Below are 15,193 nucleotides of genomic sequence, written 5' to 3'. Positions count from 1 at the left end.
CAAAACCGCACTCGCAGCGTAACGCTCGGCATACGGAGGCCGAAAAATGAAAACATGTCTTGTCGTCGATGATTCAAGTGTCGTGCGCAAAATCGCGCGCCGCATCCTGGAAGCGATGGACTTCCAGATCACTGAAGCAGAGGACGGTGCAAAGGCGCTGGACGCCTGCAAGCACACCATGCCGGATGCGGTCCTGCTCGACTGGAACATGCCCGTGATGGACGGCTTTGAGTTCCTTGGTCATCTGCGCCGCTTGCCCGGTGGCGACCTGCCCAAGGTGGTGTTCTGCACCACCGAAAACGGCATCGACCATATCTCGCGCGCGCTGCATGCCGGCGCCAACGAGTACATCATGAAGCCGTTCGACAAGGACATCGTCGCCGCCAAGTTCCAGGAAGTCGGCTTGGTCCAACTTATCGAACCGACTCCGGTCTAAACCTTATCCGCTTGCCCTTGAGAGGCCATCGTGACCCCGCCAGACTATGAGTATCTGCGTAAGCTCCTGAAGGATCATTCCGGTCTCGACCTGTCCGCAGACAAACAGTACCTGATCGAAAGCCGCCTGCTGCCGCTGTCGCGTAAAAGCGGCCTCGCCGGCATCAGCGAACTCGTGCAGAAAATGAAGGGCGGGGCGCCGACGATTATCGCCCAGGTGGTCGAAGCCATGACCACCAATGAGACCTTCTTCTTCCGCGACAAGGTGCCGTTCGATCATTTCCGGGATTCGATCATGCCGGAGGTGCTGAAGGCACGTGTGGCCCGCAAGAGCATCCGGATCTGGTGCGCCGCCGGTTCGACCGGTCAGGAGCCGTACTCACTGGCCATGTCCCTGAAGGAAATGAGTGCAGCTCTTGCCGGATGGCGGATCGAAATCATCGCGACCGATCTTTCCCAGGAAGTGCTCGAGAAATCCAGGGCCGGCATCTACAGCCAGTTCGAGGTCCAGCGCGGCCTGCCGATCCAGATGCTGGTCAAATATTTCAAGCAGAACGGCGAACTCTGGCAGGTCAATGCCGACATTCGCGCCATGGTTCAGCACCGGCAACTCAATCTGCTGCACGACTTTTCGCAGCTCGGGGTGTTCGACGTCATCTTCTGCCGGAACGTTCTGATCTATTTCGACCAGGACACCAAGATCAACATCTTCAGCCGTCTTGCCAAGTCGATGGAAGCGGATGGTTTCCTGGTGCTGGGCGCGGCGGAGACGGTGGTCGGCTTGACGGATGTCTTCAAGCCATTTCCGGACAAGCGCGGGCTCTATCGGCCGAATGTAGCGCGTACGGCTGCGGCAGCGATGCCAAAAATCGCGGCAATGGCGGGACGTTGAGGCATGGCGGAAGAGAACAAGGGAACGGAACGCGTCACGTTCAGCCGGGGTTATGACGTCTGCATCATGGCGATCGACGGGACCTGGCGCCGGGATTGCCAACTCAACTCGATCTCCGACACCGATGCCACGTTGACCGTTGAAGGCTCCATTCAAGGCCTTAACCTCAAGGAGTTCTTTCTGCTGCTGTCGTCGACCGGGCTCGCCTATCGCCGCTGCGAACTGGTTCGCGTCAACGGCACGGACATGGATATTCATTTCCTGAGGGGCAAGCACGCCAAGAAGCGGCCGGGCGCGACGTCGAAGTCGGACGAGATGATGTCCTGAAGCCGTCGCGCCGCACGAGCGCTGCTTTACCGGTCAACTGGTAATCACCGCATTTTCTGAGGGGCTACGCCCGTCACCAGATGTCGGTAATGCGCGATGGGTTCTGGCCGGCCGATCAGATAGCCCTGAATTTCGCACCCTTCCTTGGCGAGAAACGCCAGCTGCGACTCGGTCTCGACGCCTTCGGCAATGACTGACAAGGTGAGCGCGCGACCCAGTCCAAGAATGGCATGGATGATGGCGGCGGCCTGAAAGCTGTTGCCGATCCTGGCGGTGAAGCTCTGGTCGATCTTGATCTTGTCGAACGGAAAGGCCTGCAGATAGGACAGGGATGAATAGCCGGTGCCGAAATCGTCCATGGCAACACGCACGCCGAGGTTCTTGATTCGGCGCAGCACCGAGAGTGCACGCTCGAAATCCTCGAACAGCACGCCCTCGGTGATCTCGATTTCAAGCCGCTTCGGATCGAGGCCTGTTTCCAGCAGGATCGAAAGGATCATCGCGGGCACGTCGCCGCGACGGAAATCGACAGGTGAGAGATTCACCGCGATCGAAAGCGGCCTGGGCCATGAAGCCGCTTCTCGGCAAGCTTCGCGCAAAACCCATTCGTCGATCGGACCAATCGCGCCGGTCTCTTCTGCCAGGGGAATGAAAATCCCGGGCGGTACCATGCCTCGCACGGGATGACGCCAGCGCAGCAGCACCTCGAAGCTGAAGATCTCTCCGCCGGCCGTGGCCTGCGGCTGGAAATGCAATTCCAGTTCGTTGTTCTCGATGGCCCCGGCGATGTCGTGCTGCAACGCACGCTTTTCCCGAATCTGCCGGCCCACCGCCGGCTCGAAGAAGCGAACGCCGCCGCGCAGTTCGATCTTCGCCCGGTAAAGCGCCGCTTCTGCATTGGCGACCAGAGTATCGACGTCCGCGCCGTCCTGAGGATAGATGCTCGCCCCGATCGTAAAGCTTCCCTCGATCTCATACCCGTCGATGCAAACCGGTTCGTCCAGGATGCCGGACAGCCGGCTGCAAAGCGCTTCCGCCGTCGTCGGCTGCGGGCCGCTGGACGAGACGATGGTGAATTCGTCGGCCCCCAGACGTGCTAGAAAGGCGCCGTTGCAGGCCGATGCCAGCCTTTGCCCGACTTCGACAAGAAATCGGTCGCCCGCTGAATGGCCATAGACGTCGTTGATTTCCTTGAACTGGTCGAGGTCGAGGCAAAGCACCGCAAACGACGCGTTGCCGGCCGCCGCGCTCACGAAGGTGATTGCGATATGCTCGTTGAATGCCGCTCGGTTCGGCAGCCCGGTAAGCTGGTCGTGAAAAGCAAGGTGGGCGATCCTTGCCTCGTTCTGCGCGCGCTCGGTGATATCGTCGTGGGTGGAAACCCAGCAACCGTTTTTCATCGGGCGATACGAAACGCTGACAATCCGACCATCGGCCAGTTCCGCGACGAGATCGTCCGGCCTGCGTGTCGTGATCGCCGTCTGCAGCTTCGACCCATATTGCCCGAGGTTGCGATAAGCGGTTCCCGCCGCCTTGCGCGCCTCGAGCATCTCTTCGAGCGTGCATCCGACGAACAGCCGGCCGGGAGCGATATTGTACATTTTGACGTAGCGGTCGTTCCAGAGCAGCAGGCGGTTATCCGGGCCGAACATGCATAGCCCATGGCTCATATTGTTGAGCGCCGCGTCCAGCTTCTCCATCATCGTGGCGGAGCCCCGATCAGACCGCGCCCCGAACGGCGACCGGAGGCCGGGCAGCGGTCGCAGCAGACGCCTGACGGCGAGAGAAAATCTGTGGTGGAGGGACATCGTGGGCTCCCGCAGGACGGCGCCGTCAGAACGCCTTTGTCCGCTTATGCGCTGACGATCAAGAGCGTCGGCAGGCTCCCGGAAGAGTCGCCGGAGCCGCTTCTTGATGCCATGGGATCGAGCAGCGAGTGGAGCGCGACGGCAAGATTGGCGTCACAAGCCTTCAACGCCACGGTCGCCCTGACATAGGACGGCGTCACGTCATCCAGCACAATGACATTGGCGCAGTTGTCCTGGCTGCCGGACGCGGTTTCGCGGGCGATCTCGTGCTCGATCAGCCGCAGGCTCGCCTGGACGTGCTCGATCAGGGATATGACGTCCGCTACCATCGAACGGTACGTGTCGTTCCGGTCTTCAGGTTCAATCGCGATGCCGACGCCTTGGGGATTCTGCATAGCTGCACTCCTCAGGCTACTTTTTAGGGGCGCGTTGCTACTTGTGCGTTAAGCCATCGTCCCGTACAAATACGGGTGCGTTTTCGATAGGGTATTGTGTTGATACCGATATCGGAGTGCGCGTCAGGTTTCACGATGCATGGAACATGAAACATGGCTGAGAAAGCCCTCTCCCGCGGGGAGATATTCGTAGTCGATGACGACCCCGCCGTTCGTGACACGCTTTCCATGGTGCTGTCGGCGGGCGGTTACCAGGTCATCTGTTTTGCCGACGGCGCCGCATTGCTGGCCGTTGCAAGAACCCGGACGCCGTCCTGCATCCTGCTCGACGTGCATATTCCCGGCAAATCGGGCCTCGACATCCTGAAGGAACTGCACGGCGAGGACTATCCTGCGCCGATCTTCATGATTTCCGGGCAGGGCGACATCTCGATGGCCGTCAGCGCGATCAAGAGCGGTGCGCTCGATTTCATTGAAAAGCCGTTCCGTGGCAGCGAGATCGTCGCACGGCTCGACGAGGCGATCGAGGCCTATGCGCGGCGGCAGGCGGAGAGTAACTCCGCGTCCCGGATCGCGACACTGCATTTCCCCGGACGCGAACCGCTCACGCGGCGCGAGCGCGAAGTGCTCGAGCAGTTCACCGCCGGCGCGTCCAACAAGGAAGCGGGCAGGCATCTCGGGATCAGCCCGCGGACCATCGAGGATCACCGCGCCAACATCATGAAGAAACTCGGGGCACGCAACGCCGCCGACCTGGTCCGGATCGTGATGACGACTTCACGCCAGGCCTGATCTGGGCGGTGACGGCGGAGCTTTCGCGAGATAGCGCGAGCAAATGGGGACCGTCAGTCGCCGAGCGCCTTGCGGATCATGATAGCCATATCCGATTTGCGGTATGGCTTGGCCAGCAGCAGCACGCCCTCGTCGAGCCGGCCATGATGGATGATTGCGTTTTCCGTGTAGCCTGACGTGAACAGCACTTTCAGCCCGGGCCTGATCTTGAGCATCTCGTTGGCGAGCTGGCGGCCGTTGAGGCCGGGCATGATCACGTCGGTAAACAGCAGGTCGAACGGATGGCCTGCTTTGACGATCGCGAGCGCCTCCGTCGCGTTCCCCGCATCCAGCGTGACGTAGCCGAGCGAATGCAGTTGCGTCAGCACGTAGTTGCGCACCAGCGCGTCGTCTTCGACGACCAGGATCGTCTCATTGCCGCCCTCGACCGCGGGCGCTTGGCTAGGCCCGGCCGCTAGTGACGTGCCCGTGGCCGGCGGCAGGTACATCTTGATCGTCGTGCCGTGGCCTTCCTCGCTGTAGATCATGATGTGGCCGGCGGATTGCTTGACGAAGCCGTAGACCATGCTGAGCCCGAGGCCGGTGCCCTTGCCGGGCCCCTTCGAGGTGAAGAACGGATTGAACACCTTGTCGAGGATCGCTGCCGGAATGCCGGTTCCGGTATCGCTGACCGCGATCATGGCGTAGCGGCCCGGCCGGACGTCATTGTGCATCCGGGCGTAGTGCTCATCGAGCACCACCATGCCGGTTTCGATGATCAGCTTGCCGCCGTCGGGCATGGCATCGCGGGCGTTGAGGGCGAGATTGAGGATGGCGGTGGCCAGTTGATTGGGATCGACGATCGCCGGGCAGGATTCGTCTTCGAACACCGACTCGATCTCGACATGCTCGCCAAGCGTCCGCTGCAGCAGTTTCGCGGTATCGATGATCAGCGTATTGACGTCGGTTTCCTTTGGTTCGAGCGGCTGCTTGCGCGCGAACGCCAGCAGGTGCTGGGTAAGGTCGGCGCCGCGCGAGGCGGCCTCGTCGATCATCCGCGTGATGGCCGCGAGTTGCGGCTCGCCCTTGACGGCGTCGGCCAGGATTTCGATCGTCCCGGTGATGACGGTCAGGATATTGTTGAAATCATGGGCGATGCCGCCGGTGAGCTGGCCGACGGCTTCCATCTTCTCGGCCTGTCGGATGCGGTCCTCGGTGGCGATCTTGTCGGTGAGGTCGCGCATGAAACCGTTGAACACGAAGCCGTTGCGGCGTTTCAACTCGGTAACGCTCAGTTCGACCCTGATTTCCTTGCCGTCGCGCCGCATTGCGTCGATCTCGAAGCGGCGGCCAAGGATCGCCGCTTCACCGGTGCGCAGGAATCGTTCCAGGCCGGCCATGTGCGCGTCGCGATGGCTGTGCGGGATGATCAGGTCGCTGAGTTTGGCTCCGACCGCTTCATCTCGTGTCCACCCAAAGATATTCTCGGCTTGCGAATTCCAGTCCGAGACCGTGCCCTGATCGTCCATCTGGACAAAGGCATCGAGCGCCGTGTTGATGATCCCGCGCGCCAGCTGGGCGCTTTCACGCAAGGAATCCTGCGCCCGCCGGCTTTCGGTCATGTCGCGGCCGACAAAGAAAAACCGCTTCGCCGGTTCGGACCAGACCCCGAGCCAGGACAGCCACACTTCGCGTCCGCTCTTGTGGAAGCAGCGCGTGTCCGCGATCGGCGGGCGTTGCCCGCGCCGCAAAGCGCGCATTTCCCGGCGCGAATTCTCCAGATGATCGGGATGGATGAAGTCTTCTCCACTGCGGCCTATCATCTCGCCCGGCGAATAGCCCAGGATGACGGCACAACTCGGGCTGATCTGGACCACGGTTCCCCTTGAATCCATCACCATGATCAGGTCCTGCGACGCCTCGAAGACGCGGTGCAGTTGCTCGGCCTGCTGCCGCAGCGCCAGCCGGGTCTTGTTGTTGTCGGTAATGTCGCGCGCCACCGTCGATGTGCCGATGGTCTCGCCGGAAGGCGATTTGATCGGGGACACGCTGAGCGAGACCTCGACCGGGCTGCCGTCCTTGCGCAGGCGCGTGGTTTCGTTGTGCTCGATGCTTTCGCCCCCGCCGATCCGGCGCAGGATGTCCTGCATCTCGGGCAGCCGGCCGGCGGGCATCAGGATCGTGATATTCTTGCCCGTCGCTTCCGCAGCGCTGTATCCGTACAGGCGTTCCGCGGCCGTATTCCAGCCGGTGATGGTGCCGTCGAGCGATGTCGTGATGATGGCATCGTTGGAGGATTCGACCGCCGCGCTGAACAGGCGCTCGCGCTCGGCGTGATGGTCGCGCGCCGCAATGGTGCGGCGATGTTCCCGCACCTCCTGTTGCAGTGCTGCGGTCTTCTCATTGACCTCCGCGATCATTTTCGCGAACGCGCGGGCCAGCACGCCGGTCTCCCCGCGAGCGTCAACCGGGATGGCGACCTTCCCGTTGCTGGCAGCGCCCTGCACGGCCACAGTCAGGCGATTGATCGGCCGGGTCAGCGACCTTGCGATCAACAGGGCCAGCACTGCCGCGCACAACACGGCGATCGCTCCGACCAGAAGGGAGGTATTCCTGATGCTGGCAGCCGGTGCCATGATCAGGGCGTTCGGGGTGGTTTCGATGACGCCAACCCATTCGGTACCGGCCAGAAGAGCTGGAGCCAGTGCTATCCCGCCCAAGCGGGCGGCATGATCCGGGGCGATATCGGCGATGCCCCGGGTTGCGCCGGCGTGCGAGGCCAAATGCGGAAAATCGGCTTTCCAGTTGTCGGGCCTGCCGAGCAGCGCACCGAATTCGCGCGAACGATCGGGATGAATGAGATAATCGCCCTGCCGGTTGACGACGTAGATCGTCTCGCCCGGCAACACCGACGATCGCACGCGGTCGAATGCCCGCCGCATATCGACATTGATCATGAAGATGCCGAACGGCTTGCCGTCATCCGCAAAGACCGGTGTAGCGATGCGTATCGTCGGCCTGTGCGTCTCCTCGATCAGTCCGTTGCGGCGCCCCAGATCAAGCGGCGAAATGTAGATTTGTCCGGGCTTTAGGGTGAGCGCTTCCGCGAAATAGTTTCGATCGCTTCTCCTCTGTAGTCCCTCTTCGGGAACGATCCGAACCGCGTCGTTTGGCCCCATGCGGTCGACGCGGACAACCTCACGGCCGCCGTCATCAAAGCTGATGATCCGGAAGATCGCATAGATGGGCTTGGCTTCGAGTTCCGCTGCAAAGCGGGCCGCTATCCGGTCGCGCCACGTCTTTTCGGAAACGCCGTCCACCGGATCGATGCCGCCCGCCTTGCGCGCCCGGACCATTCCCGCCAGCGCCACCGCCGAACGAAAGCCCGCGACATCTCCGGTCGCGCTGGCGGCGTAATACTCGAGGTCGGTCGCCACCTGCCGCGAATGCGTCTCGATGCGGTCGCGGGCGCGCAGCAGCAGCGCCTGCTCCAGGCTGCGATAGCTCAGCCATCCGACCGCGGACACCGCGACCGCGACCAACGCAATCATCGCGATGGCAAGCCTGGTTGTGAGCGTCATTTTTTGTTGCGCTCGCCCTCCCGTCCGCCCCCGTTAAGCCCCGGAGCGAATCCAGCAATGCTATTTCGCATCACGGGCAGGACGCAACACCGCCGGAGGCGTGGGACGCCGATGACGACAGTCGTTTGGCGGCTTCCAGGCAGTTGGCGACTGCCGCCAGGAGGTCCGCGGGCTTGAAGGGTTTCTGCAGGCTCGAGACGGCGCCGAGCTTGGTCGCCATGGTCAGGAAGTCCGGGATGGAACCTTCATCCGAAGGCATCGGCCGGCCCGAGATCACGACGATCGGGATCAGTGGCCGCAGCTGGCGAACCAGCCGCATGGTCTCGAACCCGTCCATTCCCGGCATGAAGATGTCGAGAAACAGCAGATCGAAATCTTCCTTTTCGAACAGCGCAAGCCCTTTACTGCCGTCCCCGGCAGTGACCACGCTATGCCCCGCGCGCTCCAGCAACAACCGGACCGTGGTTTGAACCGCGGTATCGTCGTCTACAATCAATATTCTTGCCAAATGACGGTTCTCCGGGCCCCGCTGGAATCAAGTCAACGGCAGGTTGCGATTCTCGCTGAAACCTTGTGCTCCTGCAACGGTTTCCCGACCGAAGATGTTCCTGCCGGCACACTCAAAGCGCCCTTTAAAACAGCGTATCCGCCTGTTGCCGGGTAGACAGCACGCAAAGGGCTGCACAGGGGAACCCGATTCGTCCTGAAGGACCGGGGATATTTTGCGGTGTTAGCCGCTCAGATATTCCGGATACAGCGCCCGGATCCGGGTGAGTTCACTGAGCGTTCCCGACAGATGGGTCCGCAGATGCTTCTGCGCCTCGTCCGGATCGCCGGCGTCGATAGCCCTTACGATCAGTCTGTGATGCCGCACGATATCCTGGGCCTTGCCGGGGGAGGGCAGATGCAGCCGGCGCAGCCGGTCGATATGGCCGCTGCGGCTGCGCACCAGCGTCCAGATGTCCTGCTTGTCGGCCGCCGTATAAAGCTGGGCATGAAAATCATTGTCGGCGGCCATGAATTTTTCGAACTCGCCGGCCTTGGCCAACTTCTGTTGGCGCACGATCGCCTGGTTGAGGTCGGCGACGAACGTTGCGTCATGCCTGCCGGCCAGCGCCCGAACGATCTCCAGTTCCACCGCCTGCCGCAGGAAGTGGGCCTGTTGGGCCAATCGCACGTCGACCCGGCTGACCACGGTCGCATATTGCGGGAAGACGTCGACCAGGCCTTCCTCTTCGAGCCGCATCAGCGCGTCGCGGATCGGCGTCGAACTGATCCCGAACTGCCCGGCTAGCGCGGCCCGCGACAGCGGCGATCCCGGCGGCAGCTCCAGCGAAACGATCATGCCGCGCAAGCGCTCGAACACTTGCGGTGCAGCTTGCCGGTCCCGGTCGAGCCGCTCGGGAGAACGCGGCGCCACGCGGCGCGCGGCGACTGACCTTGGACCCATGGGAACAACCGGTCCTTTCAGAGGGCTTGCCTCAAGTACACTAATATATTAGTGCATCTCATCAAGGGCGTCAAATGCATGGAATCGCCGGAGGGAACGTACGATGAGAAATAGGAACCCCGACGACCTTCGCAGCGCGCGCTGGTTCGCGCCCGACGATCTGCGCGCCTTCGGTCACCGCTCGCGCGCGATGCAGATGGGTTACGCGCCGGAGGAATGGAAGGGCCGTCCCGTCATTGCGATCCTCAACACCTGGTCGGACGCGCAGCCCTGCCACATGCATTTCAAATCCCGCGTCGACGACGTCAAGCGCGGCATCCTGATGGCCGGCGGCTTTCCGATGGAATTGCCGGCGCTGTCGCTGTCGGAATCGTTCCTGAAGCCGACCACGATGCTTTACCGCAACATGCTGGCGATGGATGCCGAGGAGCTGCTGCGCGGTCATCCCGTCGACGGCGTCGTGCTGATGGGCGGCTGCGACAAGACCACGCCGGGCCTCTTGCTCGGCGCCACCAGCATGGGCCTGCCGACAATCTACCTTCCGGCCGGGCCGATGCTGCGCGGCAACTGGAAGGGCAAGACCCTGGGTTCCGGCTCGGATGCCTGGAAATACTGGGATGAGCGGCGCGCGGGGAAAATCTCCGACAAGGACTGGGTCGATGTCGAGGCCGGCATCGCGCGCAGCTACGGCACCTGCATGACCATGGGCACCGCCTCGACCATGACCGCGATCGCCGAATCGATCGGCATGACCCTGCCGGGCGCGTCCTCCATACCGGCCGCCGACGCCGGTCACATCCGCATGGCCTCGGAATGCGGCCGCCGGATCGTCGAGATGGTGTGGGAAGATTTGACGCCGGATAAGATCCAGACCCGCAAGGCCTTCGAGAACGCGATTACGGTGGCGATGGCGATGGGTTGTTCGACCAATGCGATCATCCATCTGATCGCGCAGGCGCGCCGCGCCGGCCAGGACATCGGGCTCGACGATTTTGAAATCGCCAGCCGCAAGGTACCCGTGATCGCCAATGTGCGTCCGAGCGGCGACAGATATCTGATGGAAGATTTCTTCTATGCCGGCGGCTTGCCGGGCCTGATGAGCCGCATCAGGGAGCATCTGCATCTCGACGTGATGACCGTGACCGGCCAGACGCTGGGCGAAAACATCGCCCGCGCCGAAGTCTATAATGACGACGTCATCCGTACGGTGAAGGATCCGATCTATGCGGAAGGCGCGCTCGCCGTGCTCAAGGGCAACCTTGCGCCGGACGGCTGCGTGATAAAACCGTCCGCGTGCGAGCCGCGCTTCCTCAAGCACACCGGGCCGGCGCTGGTGTTCGACGATTATCCTTCGATGAAAAAGGCGGTCGACGATCCCAATCTCGATGTGACCGCGGATCACGTGCTGATCCTGCGCAATGCCGGGCCGCAGGGCGGGCCGGGCATGCCGGAATGGGGCATGCTGCCGATCCCGACCAAATTGGTGAAGCAGGGCATACGCGACATGGTGCGGCTGTCGGATGCGCGCATGAGCGGCACCAGCTACGGCGCCTGCATCCTGCATGTGTCTCCGGAATCCTACATCGGCGGCCCGCTGGCGCTGGTGAAGAACGGCGACCGTATCACGCTCGACGTCGACGCCCGCACCATCAACCTCGATGTGCCGGAGGCGGAACTGGCAAAACGCCGCGCCGAGTGGAAGGCGCCGGAGCGGCGCTTCGAGCGCGGCTATGGCTGGATGTTCACCAGGCACATCAAGCAGGCCAACGAAGGTTGCGATTTCGACTTTCTCGAAACTGGCTTTGGCAAGCCGGTGGGCGAGCCGTCGATTTATTAGCACCGTCGTTCCGGGATGGTCCGAAGGACCAGACCCGGAACCTCGAGATTCCGGGTTCGCTTCGCGCCCCGGAATGACAGGGAGAGAAGATCCGTTACCAACAAAAACATCCGAGGGAAGGACCACCCATGAGCATCACACGACGCAACATCCTCGCCGCAGCTGGCGCGACCGCGGTTACGACACTGGTCTCCCGTGCCGCCGGCGCCCAGTCATTCCCGTTCACGATGAACCAGCGCTATCCCGACCCGTCAGTTCAGATTCTCGACCCGAGTTTTACGAAATACCGGATCTATTCGAGCACGATCGAACAGGTCGCTACCGGCATGCGTTGGGCCGAGGGGCCGGCCTATTTCCCGGAAGGCGGCTATCTGCTGTATTCCGACATCCCCAACAACCGGATCATGAAGTTCGACGAGAAGACCAGCCAGACCAGCGTGTTCCGGAGCCCAGCCAATTATGCCAACGGCAACACGCGTGACCGTCAGGGTCGCCTCGTCACCTGCGAGCATTCGGTGACTCGCCGCGTCACCCGCACCGAGAAGGACGGCAAGCTGACGGTGCTGGCCGACAAGTTCGAGGGCAAGCGGCTGAACGCGCCGAACGATGTCGTGGTGAAGTCCGACGACAGCATCTGGTTCACCGATCCCCTGTTCGGCATCAACGGCGAGTGGGAGGGCAAGAAGGAAAAGCCCGAGCAGGCCACCACCAACGTCTACCGCATCGCCAAGGACGGCAAGATCACGGCCGTCATCACCGACATCGTCAATCCCAACGGCCTGGCGTTCTCGCCGGACGAAAAGAAGCTTTATGTGGTCGAGTGGAAGGGCACGCCCAACCGCAGCATCTGGGCCTATGACGTCAAGGACGACGGCACGCTCGGCGGCCGTACCAAACTGATCGACGCCGCGGACCAGGGCGCGCTCGACGGCTTCAGGGTCGATCGCGACGGCAATCTGTGGTGCGGCTGGGGCAGCAACGGCGCGCTGCAGGGCGAGCCGGCCGATGTCGGCGGCCGCAAGGTATTTCAACTCAAGGGCAAGCCCGAAGACCTCGATGGCGTGATGGTGTTTAACCCCGCCGGCAAGCCGCTGGCGTTCATCCGCCTGCCGGAGCGTTGCGCCAACCTCTGTTTCGGCGGCCCGAAGAACAACCGCCTCTATATGACGAGCTGCCATTCCGTGTACGCACTTTACGTGGAAGCGCATGGCGCGGTGTAAATTATGACCCGTCATTCCGGGGCGCACGAAGTGCGAACCCGGAATCTCGAGATTCCGGGTCTGGTGCTAACGCACCATCCCGGAATGACGGAATAACTGGGATGAACACCATGACAAAACTGAGCGACGCCACCCGCAACAAACTCAAGACCGTTTCGACCGCAACCGTCGCCACCGCGCTGTTCAAGCGCGGCTTTCGCATCCAGATGATCCAGGATGTGCATCCGCTGGGGCCCGATCAGCCGGTGCTGGTCGGCGAAGCCTTCACCTTGCGCTACATGCCGGCGCGGGAGGATCTCAACAAGATCGAGGTGTTCCGCGACCGCAGCCACCCGCAGCGCAAGGCTATCGAAGACTGCCCGCCTGGCGCGGTGCTGGTCATGGACAGCCGCAAGGATGCGCGCGCGGCTTCCGCCGGCGCCATCCTGGTGACGCGACTGATGAAGCGCGGCGCGGCCGGCGTCATCACCGATGGCGGCTTTCGCGATTCGGCCGAAATCGCAGCCCTCGGCTTTCCCGCCTACCACCAGCGACCGAGCGCGCCGACCAATCTGACGCTGCACCAGGCGATCGAGATCAACGTGCCGATCGGCTGCGGCGACGCGCCGGTGTTCCCCGGCGACGTTATTCTCGGCGACAGCGACGGCGTGATCGTGATTCCTGCCCATCTTGCCGACGAAATCGCCGACGAGGCGGTCGAGATGACCGCGTTCGAGGATTTTGTTACTGAAGAGGTGCGCAAGGGCCGCTCGATCCTCGGTCTCTATCCCGCGACCGATGAGCAGACGCCCAAGGATTTTGCGGCTTGGCGCAAGGCCAATGGGCGATGATGGTGTTTCCCGGACGCAGCGCGGCGCGCAGCGGTGCGCTGCAGAGCCGGGGTCTATATACTCCGTGACGCAACTGTGGGTCCCGGCTCAGCGGAGCAGCGTTACACGCTGCACCGCGTCCGGGACACGAAGCCTAAAGACGACATAAAAAGGAAGGAACTATCCCATGCTGATGTTCAACAATCTGATCGACGGCGAATGGTTGTCCGATGGCGCCCGCGCGCCCAACGTCAACCCATCCGATACCAAGGACATTGTCGGCCAGGCGGTGCGCGGCACACGCGCGCAGGCCGAGGCCGCGATCGCGGCTGCAAAGGCCGCATTCCCGGCATGGTCGCGATCGACGCCGCAAGTGCGTTACGACATCCTGAAGAAGGCGTCGGACGAAATCCTTGCGCGCAAGGACGAGTTGGGCCGGCTGCTGTCGCGCGAGGAGGGCAAGACGCTGCCGGAAGGAGTCGGTGAAGTCGCGCGCGCCGGCCAGATTTTTGCGTTCTTTGCCGGTGAGTGTCTGCGGATGGCCGGCGAGAAACTCGCTTCCGTGCGTCCCGGCATCGACATCGAGATCACCCGCGAGGCGCTCGGCGTCGTCGGCCTGATCACGCCATGGAATTTTCCGATCGCGATTCCGGCCTGGAAGATCGCGCCGGCGCTGGCTTATGGCAACACCGTGGTGATCAAGCCCGCCGACCTCGTCCCCGGCTCGACCTGGGCGCTGGTCGATATCCTGCACCGCGCGGGATTGCCAAAAGGCGTGCTCAACCTCGTGCTCGGGCGTGGCTCGGAAGTCGGCGCGGTCCTGCTGGAGCATCCCGACGTGGCCGCCATCAGTTTTACGGGCTCGGTCGCCACCGGCCAGAAGATCGCGGCGGCCTGTATCGCCTCGCGGCCGATGAAGAAGTTTCAATTGGAGATGGGCGGCAAGAATCCGCTGGTCGTTCTCGATGATGCGGACCTGAAGGTCGCCGTGGAATGCGCCGCCAACAGTGCGTTCTTTTCCACCGGGCAGCGCTGCACCGCCGCCTCGCGGCTGATCGTCACCGCCGGGATCCACGACAAATTCGTCGAGGCGCTGACCGAGCGGATGCGCAGCCTGAAGATCGACGACGCCGTCAAGGCCGGCACCGATATCGGTCCCGTCGTCGATCAGAGCCAGCTCGATCAGGATCTCAAATATATCAGCATCGGCAAGGACGAAGGTGCAAAACTCGCTTACGGCGGCGAGCGTCTTAATCGGGACGCGCCCGGCTTCTATCTGCAGCCGGCGCTGTTCACCGATGTGACCAACACGATGCGGATCGCGCGCGAGGAGATTTTCGGGCCGGTGGCCGCGGTCATCCGCGTCAAGGATTATGCCGAAGCGCTGGCGACCGCCAACGACACCGATTTCGGCCTATCGTCCGGCATCTGCACCACCAGCCTGAAATACGCCAGCGACTACAAGCGCAATTCGGAAGCCGGCATGGTGATGGTGAATTTGCCGATCGCCGGCGTCGATTACCACGTGCCGTTCGGCGGCCGAAAAGGCTCCAGCTTCGGTGCCCGCGAACAGGGCCGCTACGCGGCGGAGTTTTATACGACGGTCAAGACGGCTTATACGTTGCCGTAAGGGGCGGCCGACAGTGTCCTCTTAACCTCTCCCCGCTT

At 62.5% G+C, this 15,193-nt stretch carries 13 protein-coding genes; 8 read left to right on the top strand and 5 right to left on the bottom strand.

Features of this window, described 5'->3' with window-relative positions; genetic code table 11:
• Positions 1-46: 46 nt before the first annotated feature.
• Genes ACSQ84_RS35755 through ACSQ84_RS35745 form a run of 3 tightly spaced genes read left to right on the top strand, consistent with a single transcriptional unit; the run spans position 47 to position 1,654 of the window.
• Complete coding sequence (locus tag ACSQ84_RS35755; protein WP_436216465.1) at positions 47-436, top strand: response regulator; 390 nt, start codon at positions 47-49, stop codon at positions 434-436.
• Positions 437-466: 30 nt separating this feature from the next.
• Complete coding sequence (locus ACSQ84_RS35750; RefSeq protein WP_436216464.1) at positions 467-1,327, top strand: CheR family methyltransferase; 861 nt, start codon at positions 467-469, stop codon at positions 1,325-1,327.
• Positions 1,328-1,330: 3 nt separating this feature from the next.
• Positions 1,331-1,654, top strand: a complete 324-nt coding sequence (locus ACSQ84_RS35745) for a PilZ domain-containing protein (protein WP_436216463.1) — start codon at positions 1,331-1,333, stop codon at positions 1,652-1,654.
• 44 nt (positions 1,655-1,698) lie between these two features.
• Here ACSQ84_RS35745 and ACSQ84_RS35740 read toward each other — a convergent pair whose 3' ends face one another.
• Both ACSQ84_RS35740 and ACSQ84_RS35735 read right to left on the bottom strand, forming a co-directional pair.
• A complete protein-coding gene (locus tag ACSQ84_RS35740) occupies positions 1,699-3,357 on the bottom strand; it encodes a putative bifunctional diguanylate cyclase/phosphodiesterase (protein WP_436216462.1) in 1,659 nt (552 codons plus the stop codon).
• A gap of 149 nt (positions 3,358-3,506) precedes the next feature.
• Positions 3,507-3,857 (bottom strand): hypothetical protein, encoded by a 351-nt coding sequence (locus tag ACSQ84_RS35735; RefSeq protein WP_436216461.1) that lies wholly within the window; start codon positions 3,855-3,857, stop codon positions 3,507-3,509.
• Positions 3,858-4,010: 153 nt separating this feature from the next.
• Between ACSQ84_RS35735 and ACSQ84_RS35730 the strand changes: the two genes are divergently transcribed.
• Positions 4,011-4,649 carry a response regulator transcription factor gene (locus tag ACSQ84_RS35730; protein ID WP_436216460.1) on the top strand — a complete coding sequence of 213 codons (639 nt, stop codon included), beginning with the start codon at positions 4,011-4,013 and terminating at the stop codon, positions 4,647-4,649.
• 53 nt (positions 4,650-4,702) lie between these two features.
• Here ACSQ84_RS35730 and ACSQ84_RS35725 read toward each other — a convergent pair whose 3' ends face one another.
• From ACSQ84_RS35725 to ACSQ84_RS35715, 3 genes are all read right to left on the bottom strand, one after another.
• On the bottom strand, positions 4,703-8,209 hold the full coding sequence (locus ACSQ84_RS35725) for a PAS domain S-box protein (protein ID WP_436216459.1): 3,507 nt from the start codon (positions 8,207-8,209) through the stop codon (positions 4,703-4,705).
• A 70-nt stretch (positions 8,210-8,279) separates the two neighbouring features.
• Entirely contained in the window at positions 8,280-8,717 is a 438-nt protein-coding gene (locus ACSQ84_RS35720; protein WP_436216458.1) for a response regulator, read from the bottom strand.
• A gap of 222 nt (positions 8,718-8,939) precedes the next feature.
• Entirely contained in the window at positions 8,940-9,659 is a 720-nt protein-coding gene (locus ACSQ84_RS35715) for a GntR family transcriptional regulator (protein ID WP_436216457.1), read from the bottom strand.
• Between the two features lie 103 nt (positions 9,660-9,762).
• On the opposite strand from ACSQ84_RS35715, the gene araD reads away from it, so the two are divergent.
• The 4 genes from araD (at position 9,763) to ACSQ84_RS35695 (ending at position 15,155) form a co-directional block, all read left to right on the top strand.
• Entirely contained in the window at positions 9,763-11,496 is a 1,734-nt protein-coding gene (gene araD / locus ACSQ84_RS35710) for an L-arabinonate dehydratase (protein ID WP_436216456.1), read from the top strand.
• A 128-nt stretch (positions 11,497-11,624) separates the two neighbouring features.
• Positions 11,625-12,716, top strand: a complete 1,092-nt coding sequence (locus ACSQ84_RS35705) for an SMP-30/gluconolactonase/LRE family protein (protein WP_436216455.1) — start codon at positions 11,625-11,627, stop codon at positions 12,714-12,716.
• Positions 12,717-12,826: 110 nt separating this feature from the next.
• Complete coding sequence (locus ACSQ84_RS35700; RefSeq protein WP_436216454.1) at positions 12,827-13,546, top strand: ribonuclease activity regulator RraA; 720 nt, start codon at positions 12,827-12,829, stop codon at positions 13,544-13,546.
• Between the two features lie 166 nt (positions 13,547-13,712).
• Positions 13,713-15,155 (top strand): aldehyde dehydrogenase family protein, encoded by a 1,443-nt coding sequence (locus ACSQ84_RS35695; RefSeq protein ID WP_436216453.1) that lies wholly within the window; start codon positions 13,713-13,715, stop codon positions 15,153-15,155.
• The last annotated feature ends 38 nt before the right edge of the window (positions 15,156-15,193 follow it).

The sequence above is a fragment of the Bradyrhizobium sp. LjRoot220 genome (assembly GCF_964252915.1).
Taxonomy (GTDB): domain Bacteria; phylum Pseudomonadota; class Alphaproteobacteria; order Rhizobiales; family Xanthobacteraceae; genus Bradyrhizobium.
Note: the sequence above shows the minus strand (reverse complement) of the source record. Positions and strands in the feature narration are given on the sequence as shown.